The organism is Exiguobacterium abrahamii (assembly GCF_015645365.1).
GTDB lineage: Bacteria > Bacillota > Bacilli > Exiguobacteriales > Exiguobacteriaceae > Exiguobacterium_A > Exiguobacterium_A abrahamii.
The window spans coordinates 209,193-223,734 of record NZ_JADOYC010000005.1 but is presented as its reverse complement, the minus strand read 5'-3'; the positions used below and the strand labels follow the sequence as shown (position 1 = coordinate 223,734).

Below are 14,542 nucleotides of genomic sequence, written 5' to 3'. Positions count from 1 at the left end.
AAACAGACGCCGTCCATTAACTTGGACAGCATCTGTTTTTCATTATGTTCGCTCTAGTACATTGACGAGCATCTGATGGATGACGTCATGATCCCGAACGTCATGGACACGGTAACTGCCGGGTAACGTATAGACGTCTATCGCCCCGACGTAAGCAATCTTCAGTTCCAACGTCCCGTTCTCCTGACAGGTCGTCCGGAGTTCGAGTTCACCGCTGATGACACTGACTTCTTGCGTCATGACACCATGTGTGGCGGTAAAAGTAGAGGTTTTCGTTTCCATCAAATCGACTCCTTTTTAGTATGTACATGTGTTCAACATCGTTTGTAAGGCGGTTTTTTCACTCGACTGTAAGCTGAGGTTCCAGCGGCTCTTCGTATTGATCCACATCTTCGAGTAGGCGCAGCTCGCACCTGCACGTGTCGGCTTCCATGTCGACGGATCCTGGTCCCCTTTTGAACGGTTCGAGCTTGCAGAGACAGCGATCAATTGTGGACCTGTCAAATCGTTTGCGAACGCTTGACGAGTCGTCGTCGTCCAGCTGCTTGCGCCTGAACGCCATGCTTCCGCAAGCGGTACGACGTGATCGATGTCGAGGTCAGACGGATTCGTGAATGTCAGTCCGTCATAGTAACTATACCAAGAACCGGATGTAACGGGGCACGATCCGACATATGAATCGGCGTCACGTTTTAAGACGACTTGTCGTGTATCACAGCCGCCTCCTTGACTGCTCCAGTGCGGGAACAAATCACGCGAATAACCAGTCATGCTGCCTTCTGTTTTAACCGTTAAGGTATCGAGTTGAGACTGGGCCGTCGCTTTCGATGAGATGCCCGATGGTAACGCGGAAACGGACGTCGTATCGAATTGGAAAGCGGTCAGGCAGACGAGCGTAGTGATGACGATGGACTTGATGGCTTTGAACACGTGTCAATCCTCCTATGTATGAGACGAGATGATGTGAAGACACCCTTCACAATTTTTAGTATGGCATCACTTATTTAGGAAAAAATGAATATCGTGTAAATGTTATTAAAATTAAACTTTTGTCATTATATAGAAGGGTCTGATGTTAGGATTTAGGTGGAGAAGAAAGGAGACTACATCATGAACGAACGAATTAGAGGATGGTTAATCGTGTTCGGCGTATTTTTAGTCGTAAGTGGCACGTTGACGGAAGCGCAACGTTATTTCAACACAAAAGAACTAGATAATTGCATCGCGCAAGCTCGCGCTGCTCACCAGGAATATGAATATGAGATCGTTAATCCTGTCACACGCGCGTATTCATTCCGTGCGCATTGATTTTCTAAAAGATGTCGGGTCATCTCGCATATGGTACGCTTTTCAGGAAGCAGGATTTTAATGATTTGAGGAGCTGGTATGCATGAATAAAAAAGACATCGCCGACATCCGTCGTCACTTCAAGATGGATGCTGATTTACTAAAAATCCATGAAATCTACAACGTCTATATCCGAAAAGAGACGAGCGAAATCTATCATGAGGAAGCCCGACCGTTTCCATTGCTTGATCCGGAGCAACAGGAACTGTTCCTCGCGAACTTCAAAAAAGTATTAGGTGGAAAACTCGACGTCAAGCTATTCGAGGTCAAGTTCACGCATCCGGAAGAAGGGGAGACGGGTCATACGCAACAGCTCCTTTACGAAGGACTGTATGCGGAAGAGCCGGAGGACTGGGTCGAACAGATGCAGACGATGGCGTTGAAGATGGTTCAGGACGTCCAGTACGAGAACGACCTTGTCGTCACATTTATTCGCGGACAATACTATAAAACGACGAAGCGCCAAGCAGATGAGACAGAGATCGATCCGAATGACGACGTCTATACGACACCGTTCATTCTCGGTAGTCTTAACTTAACGGAGTTACCGAAACAATCACTCGTCTTTGATTTCGTCGAACGCGAATTCAAGTCGAACTTATTCATCAATCCGGTCATCAAACTAGCGTCGCCGATCGGTGGATTCCTCTTCCCGACCTTCACCGACAATGCAGCAGACGTCAATCACGTCTTGTATGCGGCGGGCAAGCCGAATAAACCGGATTTTGGCTTCCTTGAAAACGTCTTGAACGGTCAACCGATCGTCACGGCAGATGAGGATAAAGCGATCTTCGAGGAAATCGTCAAATCAGTCGTCGGTGAATCGATGGATACGAAGACGTTAGCCGGTGTCTATGAAAACATTAACCAGTTGATCGTCGTCGAAGAGGATCAGGATGAGGAAGAAGTACCGATGCTTGACGTTCAGGAAGTCGAGCGTGTCCTCAAGGCAAGTGGTGTCGAAGATGTCAGCACGGAGCAGGTCGAACGGGCGTTCAAGACGGTTGTTGACGATCCGACATACGAGATGAAAGCGAGTAACATCGTCCCGAACTATGAAGCGAAATCGATTAAAATCAATACGAAGGTCGCGAACATCGCGATCAGTCCGCAAGACTTGAAGTACGTCAAACAAGTCAACTACCAAGGGAAACGATGCCTGTTGATCGAGGTCGAGGAAGACACGGTCATTGATGGTTTTACGATCGTTTCACAAGAACAATTACGATGAGGATCAGCGCAGGCGACTGCGCTGATTTTTTTAGGTGAAATATTTGCTTCTCCTGTCAAAGACAGGTATATTGTGATGTAAGCGGTCTCTTTTTTGAAAAAGAGGCATTCGAAATTTTTTTAACTGTTATCGAAAGCGCTTTCGATAACCATTTGATAAGAAAGGAAGCGATCCACTTGTCTACCGCATCGATGCAAGATTTACTGCGAACGTTACGAAATCGTTCATCCATCCATCAAGACGGTCTTGAGATCGTCGATAAGCCGATTCCTGACGTCTCGACTCCGGGAACACTCGATCCGCGTGTCCATGAGGTCGTCCTCACGCAGCGTCCATCGGTCTCGATTCCAGAAGGGGCGTCGCCCGTCGAACTGGCGCGTGCCGGCATGGGGTGGAACAACGAAGACGTGACGACCCGACAGATTTCAACGGACGTCTTTGCGATTCCAAGACCCGATACCACAATCGAAGCACGGTTGTATCGTCCGGAAGCGGCGCGTCCGCTCCCGCTTGTCGTCTATTTCCATGGCGGTGGTTTTTTCGGGGGCACGCTCGAGACGGTCGAGAATCCATGTAAGGCATTAGCCGATAAAGGGAACGTCGCTGTCTTGTCGGTCGGCTATCGATTGGCGCCAGAGCATCCGTTTCCGACAGGACTTGAGGATTGTCATGCATCGATCGATTGGGCAGTCGAACACGCTGATCGACTTGGGATTGATCCAGGCGCAATCGCTGTCGCCGGTGACAGTGCCGGTGGGAACTTAGCGACGGTCTGTTGTTTACTCGACCGCGAGCGTCCGACGCCGTATATCCGCTATCAAGTCTTGTATTATCCGGTCGTCAATGTCGGTGAACATCCGAATTCGGAATATGACTGGACGCTTGAAGCGTATGACCGACAAACGGAACCGCAGTTACTCGAACGGATCATTTTGTCGCTTCAAGATGAAGAGGGTGTCCTCGAGCAATGGTACGTTCAAGCAAGTGATTCGAAGGATCGACGGATCTCTCCGTTGTTCGCGACGCTCGACAATCTACCAGAGGCACTCGTCATTACAGGAGAGTTTGATTACTTACGTCTTGAAGGGGAAGCGTATGCGAAAAAACTGGCGCGCGCCGGCGTCAAGACTCGTTATCTCCAGTACCGCGGGATGGAACATGCCTTTCTTGATAAACTCGGTCTGTATCCGCAAGCCGAAGACAGCTTAGACGAAATCGCGAAAGACTTAAAACGACTCTTTTCTCAAACTAACTAACAAAGGTGGATGACGTATGACATACACACTCGATTGGCAAGCCTATACAAAACTCGCACGACAAACCGTCGCGGAAGGGGCGGTCCTCTTACAAAATGATGGTGTACTCCCGTTGCAACCCGCATCAACGGTCGCTGTCTTCGGACGTAATCAGTTCAACTACTATAAAAGTGGAACGGGATCAGGCGGGATGGTCAACGTTACGAACGTCGTCAGTCCGCTCGATATGCTACGCGAAGACGTGACGCTGAATGCAGACGTCCTCAAGGCGTACGAGAACTGGCTTGAAGACCATCCGTTTGACCAAGGTGAAGGCTGGGCGGCCGAGCCGTGGTCGCAAGAAGAGATGCCGCTTGACGCGACACTCGTTCAGCAAGCAGCGCTTGACTCCGATGTTGCCTTGATCATGATTGGTCGTACGGCTGGGGAAGACCGCGACAATACAGCGGATCCAGGGAGTTATTTTTTAACGGAGACGGAACAGGTGATGCTCCAACTCGTGACGACACACTTCAAACAGACCGTTGTCGTCTTGAACGTCGGTAACATTATCGATATGCGCTGGGTCGAAGAGACGGCGCCAAGTGCTGTCCTCTACGCGTGGCAAGGAGGAATGGAAGGGGGAACCGGACTGAGTGATCTCTTGCTCGGCCGCGTCTCGCCGTCTGGGAAACTACCGGATACGATCGTCCGTTCACTCGATGATTATCCGTCGACACCATACTTCGGTCATGCCGATCGCGCGTTGTATCAAGAAGACATCTATGTCGGGTACCGTTACTTCGAGACGTTCGCACCGGAAGCGGTCTTGTATCCGTTCGGGTATGGATTATCGTATACGTCGTTCGACCTGACGACAGACGTGACGACGTCAGCTGATGCTTGGACGGTTACAGCGACGGTGACGAATACCAGTCAGATGCGCGGGAAGGAAGTCGTACAAGGTTATCTAGAGAAACCACAAGGACAACTCGGGAACCCGACGCGTCAACTTGTTACGTTCGGCAAGACAAAAGAACTCGCACCAGGCGAGCAAGAATCTCTCACACTCGTCGTACCGTTCACCTCATTTGCGAGTTATGACGATAGTGGCGTCACCGGGCATAAATCGTCTTATGTCGTCGAACCTGGCACGTATCAGCTCTATCTCGGAACGGACGTCCGGTCAGCGGTTCCAGTCGCAAGCCATTCCGTCGAGACGCTTGACGTCACGGACGTCTTAACGGAGAACATGGCACCGGTGACGGCGTTTGAACGTATCAAACCACAAGCGACCGAAACGGGATATACGGTGACGTATGAAGCGACACCACTACGGACGATCGATCCGGAACAACGTCGTCAACAGGAGCGTCCTGTTGAACGGACGCAGACGGAAGATGCCGGTTGGAAGTTACGCGACGTCAAAGAAGGACGGGTCACGCTCGAGACGTTCCTCGATCAATTGACAGATGCGGATCTCGCAGCGATCGTCCGGGGGGAAGGGATGAACTCACCGCGCGTCACACCAGGAACAGCGGGCGCCTTCGGTGGCGTGACGACAGAACTCGAAGCACTCGGCATTCCAGCAGGCTGTTGCGCGGATGGTCCGTCCGGAATCCGGATGGACATCGGGACGAAAGCCTTCTCGTTACCGAACGGAACGTTGCTTGCCTCGACGTTTAACACAACATTGATTGCCGATCTATTTGAGATGACCGGTCTTGAGTTACGGAAGAACGAGATTGATACGTTGCTTGGACCCGGGATGAACCTTCACCGCCATCCACTCAATGGACGGAACTTCGAGTATTTCTCGGAAGATTCGTATCTGACTGGAAAAATGGCAGTGGCACAACTCGACGGCATGCACCGTGTTGGTGTGACGGGAACGTTGAAACACTTCAGTGCCAACAACCAAGAATTCCATCGGCATGATCTGGATTCGATCGTATCAGAACGGGCGTTACGTGAGTTGTACCTGAAAGGGTTTGAGATGGCCGTCAAAGACGGGAAAGCCTACTCGATCATGACGACGTATGGTGCCGTCAATGGGATCTGGACTGCCGGCTTATATGATCAGAACACACGCATCTTGCGCGATGAGTGGGGCTTTGACGGAATCGTCATGACGGACTGGTGGGCGAAAATCAACGCCGAAGGTTTGGAAGCAAACCGTCAACAAACGGCGACGATGGTCCGTTCGCAAAACGATCTCTACATGGTCGTCGGCGAACCGGGAACGAATCCGTTCGAGGATGATACGTTGATGGCTCTCGCTGACGGAACACTTCGACGTTCCGAGTTACTGCGGAGTGCCGCGAATATCTGTCAGTTCTTACTCCGGTCACCGGTCATGGACCGTGTGATGGGAACGGTGCCACCGGTCGAAGTTCTCGGGGCACCGGTCGAAGAGGAGACGCTCGAAGAGCAAGCGGTCTCGCACCAACGCCTCGTCAGTGGAGATGCCTTCCCGTTAACGGACGTCGTGACGACGACAGGTAGCAGTCATGTCTTCGCTGTCACGGCGGAAGAGACAGGGATGTATCAGGTCACGTTGACGGCACGTTCGAACGCTGGTGAACTGGCGCAAATGCCGGTGACGTTGTTTGCGAACAATATGCCGGTCGCGACCTTCACCTTCAATGGAACGAACGGCGAGTGGGTCAGTCAGACGAAGGACGTCTTCGTCTTCAACCCACACAACTATTTAAAACTCTACTTTGCACTCGGTGGTCTCGAGTTAAAAGAGTTGACGTTTACGCTGGCGGAATCGTTTCATATGAAGAACGGCTGATTAGATTAGCCGGACGGAAAGGACGGATTGCGTGCAGTTTTCCATCATCCAAAAACGGGTCGAGCCACTGCTCGCCCCGTCGTTACAGGGACGGATTGCTTTTCATGCAGCCGTCTACCGGATTCAAGACAGTCCTAGTCGCGTCTGGATGACGTTTGACGGAGAAGAGATTCTCGGAGCAGACGACTTTCGATTCGAACGGGAAGTGGAGCGGCGTTATGCGTTACAAGCTACACAGTTACCGGATAAACCAGAAGCATCCTTCCGAGAATTATGGCAGTCCGACTGGTTGAAACAGTCGCATGCGTTATCGACGGAGATCGAACGACAGGTCAAACAGGACGGATACGTAGCGAACTACGAAATCCAACAGGACTTGTTGCAGTACCCGAACCTCGCGTTCGAACAAGCGCTTGTTCATCCACATCCTTTCATCCGCGGCATCGCACGGCTCGATCGGCGACTCGGCAAACGACGTTTCTTATCGCTGACGCATCAGTCTGACTTTGAACAATGGTGTGCAGACACGCGGCAAACCGTCGAACGCTGGTGATACGAAAAAAGCACGCTTCCTCAAGTCGAGGAGGCGTGCTTTGTTCTAGGATCATGGTGTTTGTTTCGTGATCGCTAACGCAACTTCACGTACAGTGACGTCTTGCGGCATAGAGTAGATGAAGAAAACCGTATCCGCCACATGACGTGGATCAAGCGTGATACCACCAATCGTTGACTTCCAATCTTCAATTCCTGAGACAAGTGCTTCATTCGTGACATGGTGCAGTAATTCTGTTTCTGCATATCCAGGAGAGACGAGAGAAACCCGAACATTGTGTTCGGCGACTTCTTGGCGAATCGTTTCCGTTGCTCCATGGACACCAAACTTACTTGCAACGTAAGCAGCATGATTCACAAACGCTTTGAAGCCGGCAATGGAGGACATGTTGAGGATCGTCCCATGCTGACGATTTTTCATATCCTCAAGCACGATTTGCATCCCGTTCAACACACCTCGGACATTCGTGTCGAGCATCGTCTGCCATTCCTCAGGTTGTTGCGTCTCGATGTTACCGAGCAACATGACACCGGCATTATTGATGAGAAGATCGGTTTTTCCATAACGTTCTTCTGCTTCCCGAACAGCAGATTTAAAAGCAGTAAGATCTGTCACGTCGACTTGTTTAAGAAGGACATGCTCAAAATCGAGTGGAAGTTGCTCCATTTTCTCAAGACGTCTTCCAAGTAATAAGAGCGGAAACCCTTCCTTGTTAAAACGTTTGGCAATTTCAGCACCGAATCCCGAGCTTGCACCTGTAATGACGACTAATGGTTTATTCATGAGATAATCCCTTCTTTCTGTATGATTATCTCGACTTTATCGGTTAAACCTTAGTTTAAGTCAACCCCTTTGCTCATCAAGATGAGTCAGAGCATCGATGGACTGTCCTGCTGCCAAAAGACGCTCGAATTGTTCTTGAAGATCCGGTTGGAACAGAGTGGTGCCAGGTATGAAGTGAAGTGATTCGGTTCCAGCTTCGATGGCTGTTTTGTAGTACCACTTCTTGAAGCGAAGAAACGCTTGTTGCGCTTGTAATTCCTCGATTTTTGCTTGTAGATGTCGTTCTTCTTCATCCAAATAGTCATATCTCTGACAAAGAGAGGCATCGCCTTGCATACATAATTCAATAAACGTCGCAATCGTTTTAATCGGCACACCGCTCCGTTTCAGACAATCGATTGTTTCAATATAATTGAAATCATTTTCCTTGAACTGCCGTCGCCCGTGCTCATCACGATCGACGAACGGAAGTAACCCTTTGCGATCATAAAACCGAATCGCGGAAGTTGAAATTCCCATCCGTTCTGCTACTTCACCAATGCGCATACTCATTCGTTAGTCCTCCTGTCCAAAAAAGAGAAGTCGTATTCGACTTCTCTTTTACGTATCATGAAATTGAAAACGAGTTGACCTCGTGAATCCCTTCTTCTTCAACGAAGGCGTCGAGTAAAGCACGCACTTCATCCGTTGAGTTCGTCTCCATCAATTTGACCCGCAGTTCACTCGCACCGCGGAATCCGCGGACGTAAATCTTGAAGAACCGGCGTAATGGTTTGAAGAGACGTGGCTCGAATTGAGCCGAGTAATGATCGTGCAGATCGAGCTGCAGACGTAACAAATCGAGGAGTTCTTGGCTCGAATGTTCTTTTTTCTCGACTTCGAACGCAAACGGATTGTGGAAGATCCCGCGACCGATCATGACGCCGTCGACACCGTATTTCTCAACGAGTTCAAGACCGTGTTGGCGATCGTTGATATCCCCGTTGATCGTCAGTAACGTCTGTGGTGCGATCTCATCGCGTAACTTCTTGATTTCCGGAATCAATTCGAAGTGCGCTGGAACGGCGCTCATCTCTTTACGTGTCCGAAGGTGAATCGAGAGGTTCGCGATATCTTGCTCGAGGATGTGGCGCAACCAATCGTGCCACTCTTCGACTTTCGTATAGCCGAGACGCGTTTTGACGCTGACCGGGAGACCGCCTGCTTTTGCAGCTTGGATCAGTTCAGCTGCGACTTCCGGACGATTGATTAAACCGGAGCCTTTACCGTTCACAGCAACGTTATGGACGGGACAGCCCATGTTGATGTCGATTCCGCTAAAGCCCATCTCTGCCATGCCGATGCTCATTTCGCGGAAATATTCCGGTTTGTCGCCCCAGATGTGAGCAACCATTGGTTGTTCATCCTCCGTGAACTCGAGACGTCCGCGGACGCTCTGCTTGCCTTTCGGATGACAATAGCTTTCTGTATTCGTGAATTCCGTGAAGAAGACGTCCGGACGCGCCGCTTTCGCGACGACGTGGCGGAAGACGACGTCGGTGACGTCTTCCATCGGTGCTAAGACGAAAAATGGTCGTGGTAAGTCCTGCCAAAAGTTCTTTTTCATAGTATATTAAACCCTTTCCTTAAGGTAATGCACATGTGTGGTTAAAGAATTTCATCAACTATACACTTTAAGCGCTCTGGCTAAAAAGTGCAAGTGAGTGCTATTCGTTACCGTGAGGAAAGAGAGCGATCCATCATATGCCGTGCCATCCAGTCCGATCCCGGAATCAGGTGTCCGGCTTCATCCTTATAGATAACGTGTTCGGGTCGAAGTTCCGTCGGCGAGACGAGTCCTGCTGCCGCCGTCAGGTTATAAAGACCCTCTCGTAACGAGATGATGTAGTTCGTCACGCGGAAACTTTTTTCGTCGACAATCAGCGCTTTTTGCAGCTTCGGATCGGTCGTCGCGACACCGACCGGACAGTGATTCGTATGACAAACTTGCGCTTGGATACAGCCGACATTAAACATCAGCCCACGTGCGATATTGACGAAGTCGGCACCGAGGGCGAGAGCGATCGCAATCTTATCGGCACTGATCAGCTTACCGGACGCGAACACTTTTACCTTGTCGCGTAAACCGGCTTCCGTCAGGAGTTGATGGACGAACGGTAAGGCGGAAAAGAGTGGTAGACCGGCAGCATCCGCGAGTTCCTGGAACGTCGCACCTGTTCCCCCTTCGCCCCCATCGACCGTCATGAAGTCCGGATGACGTCCGGATTCTTTCATATAAGCAATCAACTGCCGCATGTCTTCAAGATTACCGACGACGACTTTGATCCCAACCGGTTTGCCGCCAACTTCGCGTAGACGTTCGACCCAGTCGAGCATCTTCTCAGGCGTTCCGAATTCATTGAAGCGGTTCGGACTATCAATCCCGACACCCGCTTTGACCTTCCGGACGGAGGCAATCTCTTCTGTTACCTTTGATCCTTCGAGATGACCACCGCGTGTCTTAGCTCCTTGAGCGAGCTTGAGTTCGAAGGCTTTGACTTGCGGCAACTCACTTTTTTTCTGGAACTCATCGAACGAAAAGTCACCGTCCTCCGTCCGGACACCGAACAGACCGGGACCAATCTGACAGATGATGTCGACGTCCCCCTTGAGATGAAAATCGGATAGCCCACCTTCACCGGTATTCATCCAGCTCCCTTTAGCGCGACCGAGCCCAATCGAGAGCGCAGTGATCGCCCGGTCACCGAGTGCGCCAAAACTCATCGCTGATTGACCGATCAATCCTTGGATTTGATAGGGATGTCGACACGTCGTCGCGCCAATGACCGGTGCATCCTCCATTTTCAAGAGATACGGTGAAATTTGCTTGGCAACGAGATGTTCCTTACGTGTAAATAGTTCGTCACGGTCGATTTGATAGATGTGCGTATCCACACGTTCGGATTGATCGATGCGTAGTTCATTTCGATTCGTTGGAAAGAGGGCGTTTTGTACATAAAACCCAGCTTCTTCAAAATCACGTTCCGATCCAAAACCGAGAATCCGACTTTGGTATTTGCCGGAAAGGACAGCCGTCTTGTATTCATTGCGGGAGAAGGGTTTTCCTTCGTTATTGTTGAGAAATAAGTATTGACGAAGTTCCGGTCCCATGTTTTCGAGGATGTAACGCATCTTTCCGAGGACAGGGAAGTTGCGCAGGACCGCGTGTTCTTGCTGACGACGATCAGCGCGCCAGACGTGCCAAAAGAGAAGCGGTGGGACAAGGATGATCAACAGGGCGATGGTGAGTAAAATGAAGAGAACAATCGTATCGATAGACATCAAAATTCCTTCTTTCCCGTAGATTCGTGGTATGTAAGTTGATACCACTGAAAGTTCGGAAACAAACGAGAATTTCCAGATATTGAATCTTTTCCATCGATGATCGCGTAAATGAGACTATACACTAAAGGAGGAGACCGGTATGCATACACTTTATATGAAAGAAAAAGCGTTCAGTTTACGTGGACGATTCTCGATTCAAGACGAGGCAGGGCACGACGCCTATCACATCGAGGGCAGTTTTATGAAATTACCGAAGACCTTTACCGTAACGAACCGAAACGGAGAAGTCGTCGCCGAAATCGAGAAGAAAACGTTTAGTTTCCGACCGGTCTTTTATGTCGAAGCAGCAGGGCAATCGTTTGAAATTATTAAAGAGTTCACGTTCTTCAAGGACCGCTATACGATCAACTCGGATCAATTCGAAGTGACGGGCGACTGGTGGGATGTTGATTTTGAGGTCTTACAACAAGGGCAACGGATAGGTCGCGTGCAGAAGAAGTGGATTTCTTGGACCGATCAGTACATGATTGAAGTCGACGATGAAGCGATGGAAGAATTGTTGATCGCCCTCGTCGTCGCGATTGATTGCGTCAAGGCGGAGGAAAGTTCGAACTCTACGTCTTTCATTGATTAAAAAGGGGAATGATTTAGGATGGAACAGTGGGACGTATACACAGCGGATCGTAAGAAAACAGGACGGCTCTGGACACGGGGAACGCCACATACAGCCGGCGATTATCACATGACGATTCACGTCTGTGTCTTTAACGCCAAAGGAGAGATGCTCGTCCAACAACGGCAACCGTTCAAATCCGGTTGGCCGAACATGTGGGATCTGACGGTCGGAGGCAGTGCGATCAGCGGGGATACGAGTCAGATGGCAGCGCAACGGGAACTGTCGGAAGAGCTTGGACTCGATATCGATTTCACAGGCATCCGTCCCCATCTGACGATTCCGTTTGAGATCGGTTTTGACGATTATTATCTCGTCGAGCAGGAAGTGGATTTGACGACGCTGACGCTGCAGGAAGAAGAAGTCCAACGCGTCGCTTGGATGACAGAAGAAGCCATCGTCAACGGGATCGAAGAAGGCTGGTTCATCGGCTACCATGAATCGTTGATTCGACTGTTGTTTGCCCTTCGCCATAGTTACGGCGCGCATAACGAAGCATAAAAATAAGCCCTTCCGTGATCCGGAAGGGCTTATTGGTGGATTAGGCAGATTTTCGAAGTGCATTCGTCCGTTTTGGTTTTGTTTCTGGTAAGAAGAACGTGAAGAACAGATACACGGAACAGCAGAGGAAGAAGACGATCATTGAGACCGTATATCCCGCATGTCCGAGTGCGTAACTCCAAATGATCGTAAAGATCGTCTGCGTCGCATAAGCGATCGCCCAGAAGAGACCAAACAAGACAGTGATCTTTTGCGGTGTCATCCCTTTTCGTTCGTGTGCCAAGTTCATGAAGATCGGATACTGGATGTACATCGCAAATCCGGAAATGAACGCAAAGACATATGAAACGAGCGGCGAGATGTTTCCGAACAAGACCGTGACGAGGAAACTCGCGATCATGACTGTCCCGCTGATCAACAAAATCGGTTTACGAGGTGTTCCTTTGTTACCGATCCGTAGACCGACGAACGTACCGACGATTCCAGCACCTGAGACCAACAGGTTGACGAGCGAACCGTTCAACTGCGTGTACGTATCGAACACAGGTTTCAAGCCAACGAGCGATAAGATATAGAGCGTCAAGAAACCGCCGAAGGCAACCGCATATTTCCAGAGGAATGGATCGCGGACAGCATCTCCGTAACCGTAAGGTGCTTCGTCCGCGTCCGTAGCATCGTTCAACTCGAACGACTCACTACCGATCCACCATGCGAAGAAGAGAATCGCTGTCAGACTCGCGAAGATCGTCAACGTCAATTTCCAATCACTGACGAATTGATCAGCGAACAAGGTGAACAAGAGTGACACGACGAATGCACCGACGTTATAGGAGACGGTATTGAAGGCGTTGATCCGTAATTTTTCAGCTGGGTCTTGAACGTAACGTGTCACGACCGGGTTCATGTAGACGATAACCATTGAACCACCGAGTCCCATGACCATGCGAGCGACCGTATACGCCCAGTAGTTCGGCAGATAGATGGCGACGATCGACATCATCAGGAACAAGAGTGCGAGCAACGGTGCTTTTTTCGGACCGAGCTTCATCAAGATGAGCGCGGCAAGAATATTCGCGAAGACACGCGCCGTCGTGATCGAATAGTTGACGAGTTGTGAGATGAGCGGGTCAACGGTCTGATTACCGAAGAAATGCGCCGTGATTTGTGGCGTCAATGATGAACCCGCAACCCAGTTCATGGCGAAGGTCGCATAGGCGAACCAGAGGACGATCATCATGAAATAGCCTTTTTTTGTGGTAGACATAAAAATCCCTTCTTTTCTGAAGTTCCGCTTCATACATGAATCGAAAACTACTTAACTTTATTATCAATTCATTCAATATAAAGCCGTTCCGAAGGGAAGTAAAATAGATAGTTCTTATGCTTTTCATAAGTAAAAAGAATAGATTATATCAAGTCATATGCCTAAAATGAATAGATTTTCAAAAAGCTTCCAAGTGTTCGATGACTGTTTGTTCTTGAACACGTGTCACCTTAAAAATATCCGGATTCTTCAGCTGTAAACTTTCTTCGAATCCGAACGTTGGATCGATCGAATGCAGATATAAAGATAACAGATTCCCGTGCGTCACGAGAATGGCTCCGTCATGCTGTTGCAAAGCTTTTTCAACGACACGCTTGATGCGCTTAGTTGCTATCCGGCTAGATTCACCACCAGGACACGTATAGTCGGGATCGATGAACGTTCGACGAAGGTGATCCTGCCAATCGTCAAGTGGAACGGCACTTAACCGTCGTTCTTTTAAGTCATCTTCTTGTGCAACGGGTAGTTTCAGCGCAGTCGCAAGTGGTTGAATCGAGTCGAGCGCTCGGCGATACGGACTCGAAATAAGATGTGTGATCGGAAGCTCAAATAACTGCGTACACAGTCGTTGCGCCTGTTCTTCTCCACGAGGTGTTAACGGGGCTTCCGGTGCTTGACCAGTCGTTTCACAGTGGCGAACCAAGTAAATCGTCGACATGAATATTCCATCCTTTCGTGATCAAGTGGTGCTGTATGATTTCTGGAAAAGATGGTAAAGTCCTTTTCATAGATTGAAAAATCATTTTGAAAAAGACGTTGACAAACGCTTTAGAG

Annotated in this window: 15 protein-coding genes; 7 read left to right on the top strand and 8 right to left on the bottom strand. The window is 49.7% G+C overall.

The annotated features are described in order from the left end of the window. Positions 1-42: 42 nt before the first annotated feature. The gene (locus tag ITJ88_RS14305) at positions 43-282 is read right to left on the bottom strand and encodes a hypothetical protein (protein ID WP_195866087.1); all 240 of its coding nucleotides are present in this window, start codon (positions 280-282) and stop codon (positions 43-45) included. A 15-nt stretch (positions 283-297) separates the two neighbouring features. Then, entirely contained in the window at positions 298-918 is a 621-nt protein-coding gene (locus tag ITJ88_RS14300) for an HNH endonuclease family protein (protein WP_370567840.1), read from the bottom strand. Between the two features lie 192 nt (positions 919-1,110). On the opposite strand from ITJ88_RS14300, the gene ITJ88_RS14295 reads away from it, so the two are divergent. From ITJ88_RS14295 to ITJ88_RS14275, 5 genes are all read left to right on the top strand, one after another. Then, entirely contained in the window at positions 1,111-1,308 is a 198-nt protein-coding gene (locus tag ITJ88_RS14295; protein WP_023469832.1) for a hypothetical protein, read from the top strand. A gap of 82 nt (positions 1,309-1,390) precedes the next feature. Beyond that, entirely contained in the window at positions 1,391-2,578 is a 1,188-nt protein-coding gene (locus ITJ88_RS14290; protein WP_035395462.1) for a DUF4317 domain-containing protein, read from the top strand. Between the two features lie 191 nt (positions 2,579-2,769). Further along, positions 2,770-3,834: an alpha/beta hydrolase gene (locus tag ITJ88_RS14285; protein ID WP_195866085.1), complete on the top strand. Its 1,065-nt coding sequence runs from the start codon at positions 2,770-2,772 to the stop codon at positions 3,832-3,834. A 16-nt stretch (positions 3,835-3,850) separates the two neighbouring features. Continuing rightward, on the top strand, positions 3,851-6,610 hold the full coding sequence (locus ITJ88_RS14280) for a glycoside hydrolase family 3 protein (protein ID WP_195866084.1): 2,760 nt from the start codon (positions 3,851-3,853) through the stop codon (positions 6,608-6,610). A 31-nt stretch (positions 6,611-6,641) separates the two neighbouring features. Next, entirely contained in the window at positions 6,642-7,163 is a 522-nt protein-coding gene (locus tag ITJ88_RS14275; RefSeq protein ID WP_195866083.1) for an SF0329 family protein, read from the top strand. 51 nt (positions 7,164-7,214) lie between these two features. Here ITJ88_RS14275 and ITJ88_RS14270 read toward each other — a convergent pair whose 3' ends face one another. From ITJ88_RS14270 to ITJ88_RS14255, 4 genes are all read right to left on the bottom strand, one after another. After that, a complete protein-coding gene (locus tag ITJ88_RS14270) occupies positions 7,215-7,946 on the bottom strand; it encodes an SDR family oxidoreductase (protein ID WP_195866082.1) in 732 nt (243 codons plus the stop codon). A 60-nt stretch (positions 7,947-8,006) separates the two neighbouring features. Further along, complete coding sequence (locus ITJ88_RS14265; protein ID WP_195866081.1) at positions 8,007-8,498, bottom strand: MerR family transcriptional regulator; 492 nt, start codon at positions 8,496-8,498, stop codon at positions 8,007-8,009. 55 nt (positions 8,499-8,553) lie between these two features. Continuing rightward, on the bottom strand, positions 8,554-9,552 hold the full coding sequence (locus ITJ88_RS14260) for a tRNA dihydrouridine synthase (RefSeq protein WP_195866080.1): 999 nt from the start codon (positions 9,550-9,552) through the stop codon (positions 8,554-8,556). Positions 9,553-9,659: 107 nt separating this feature from the next. Further along, on the bottom strand, positions 9,660-11,267 hold the full coding sequence (locus ITJ88_RS14255) for an FMN-binding glutamate synthase family protein (protein ID WP_195866079.1): 1,608 nt from the start codon (positions 11,265-11,267) through the stop codon (positions 9,660-9,662). A gap of 142 nt (positions 11,268-11,409) precedes the next feature. On the opposite strand from ITJ88_RS14255, the gene ITJ88_RS14250 reads away from it, so the two are divergent. Next, positions 11,410-11,904: an LURP-one-related/scramblase family protein gene (locus ITJ88_RS14250; protein WP_195866078.1), complete on the top strand. Its 495-nt coding sequence runs from the start codon at positions 11,410-11,412 to the stop codon at positions 11,902-11,904. An 18-nt stretch (positions 11,905-11,922) separates the two neighbouring features. Continuing rightward, positions 11,923-12,444, top strand: a complete 522-nt coding sequence (locus ITJ88_RS14245) for an NUDIX hydrolase (protein WP_195866077.1) — start codon at positions 11,923-11,925, stop codon at positions 12,442-12,444. Between the two features lie 40 nt (positions 12,445-12,484). On the opposite strand, the gene ITJ88_RS14240 is transcribed toward ITJ88_RS14245, so the two are convergent. Beyond that, positions 12,485-13,708, bottom strand: a complete 1,224-nt coding sequence (locus ITJ88_RS14240; RefSeq protein WP_195866076.1) for an MFS transporter — start codon at positions 13,706-13,708, stop codon at positions 12,485-12,487. A gap of 178 nt (positions 13,709-13,886) precedes the next feature. Next, entirely contained in the window at positions 13,887-14,426 is a 540-nt protein-coding gene (locus ITJ88_RS14235) for a histidine phosphatase family protein (protein ID WP_195866075.1), read from the bottom strand. Positions 14,427-14,542: the final 116 nt, after the last annotated feature.

Excerpts from the sequence above, each read along its gene's own strand:
- ITJ88_RS14285 (WP_195866085.1), top strand. The coding sequence starts at position 2,770 with ATGCAAGATTTACTGCGAACGTTACGAAATCGTTCATCCATCCATCAA.
- ITJ88_RS14245 (WP_195866077.1), top strand. The coding sequence starts at position 11,923 with ATGGAACAGTGGGACGTATACACAGCGGATCGTAAGAAAACAGGACGG.
- ITJ88_RS14250 (WP_195866078.1), top strand. The coding sequence starts at position 11,410 with ATGCATACACTTTATATGAAAGAAAAAGCGTTCAGTTTACGTGGACGA.
- ITJ88_RS14255 (WP_195866079.1), bottom strand. The coding sequence starts at position 11,267 with ATGTCTATCGATACGATTGTTCTCTTCATTTTACTCACCATCGCCCTG.
- ITJ88_RS14290 (WP_035395462.1), top strand. The coding sequence starts at position 1,391 with ATGAATAAAAAAGACATCGCCGACATCCGTCGTCACTTCAAGATGGAT.
- ITJ88_RS14260 (WP_195866080.1), bottom strand. The coding sequence starts at position 9,552 with ATGAAAAAGAACTTTTGGCAGGACTTACCACGACCATTTTTCGTCTTA.
- ITJ88_RS14280 (WP_195866084.1), top strand. The coding sequence starts at position 3,851 with ATGACATACACACTCGATTGGCAAGCCTATACAAAACTCGCACGACAA.
- ITJ88_RS14265 (WP_195866081.1), bottom strand. The coding sequence starts at position 8,498 with ATGAGTATGCGCATTGGTGAAGTAGCAGAACGGATGGGAATTTCAACT.
- ITJ88_RS14235 (WP_195866075.1), bottom strand. The coding sequence starts at position 14,426 with ATGTCGACGATTTACTTGGTTCGCCACTGTGAAACGACTGGTCAAGCA.
- ITJ88_RS14305 (WP_195866087.1), bottom strand. The coding sequence starts at position 282 with ATGGAAACGAAAACCTCTACTTTTACCGCCACACATGGTGTCATGACG.
- ITJ88_RS14295 (WP_023469832.1), top strand. The coding sequence starts at position 1,111 with ATGAACGAACGAATTAGAGGATGGTTAATCGTGTTCGGCGTATTTTTA.
- ITJ88_RS14240 (WP_195866076.1), bottom strand. The coding sequence starts at position 13,708 with ATGTCTACCACAAAAAAAGGCTATTTCATGATGATCGTCCTCTGGTTC.
- ITJ88_RS14270 (WP_195866082.1), bottom strand. The coding sequence starts at position 7,946 with ATGAATAAACCATTAGTCGTCATTACAGGTGCAAGCTCGGGATTCGGT.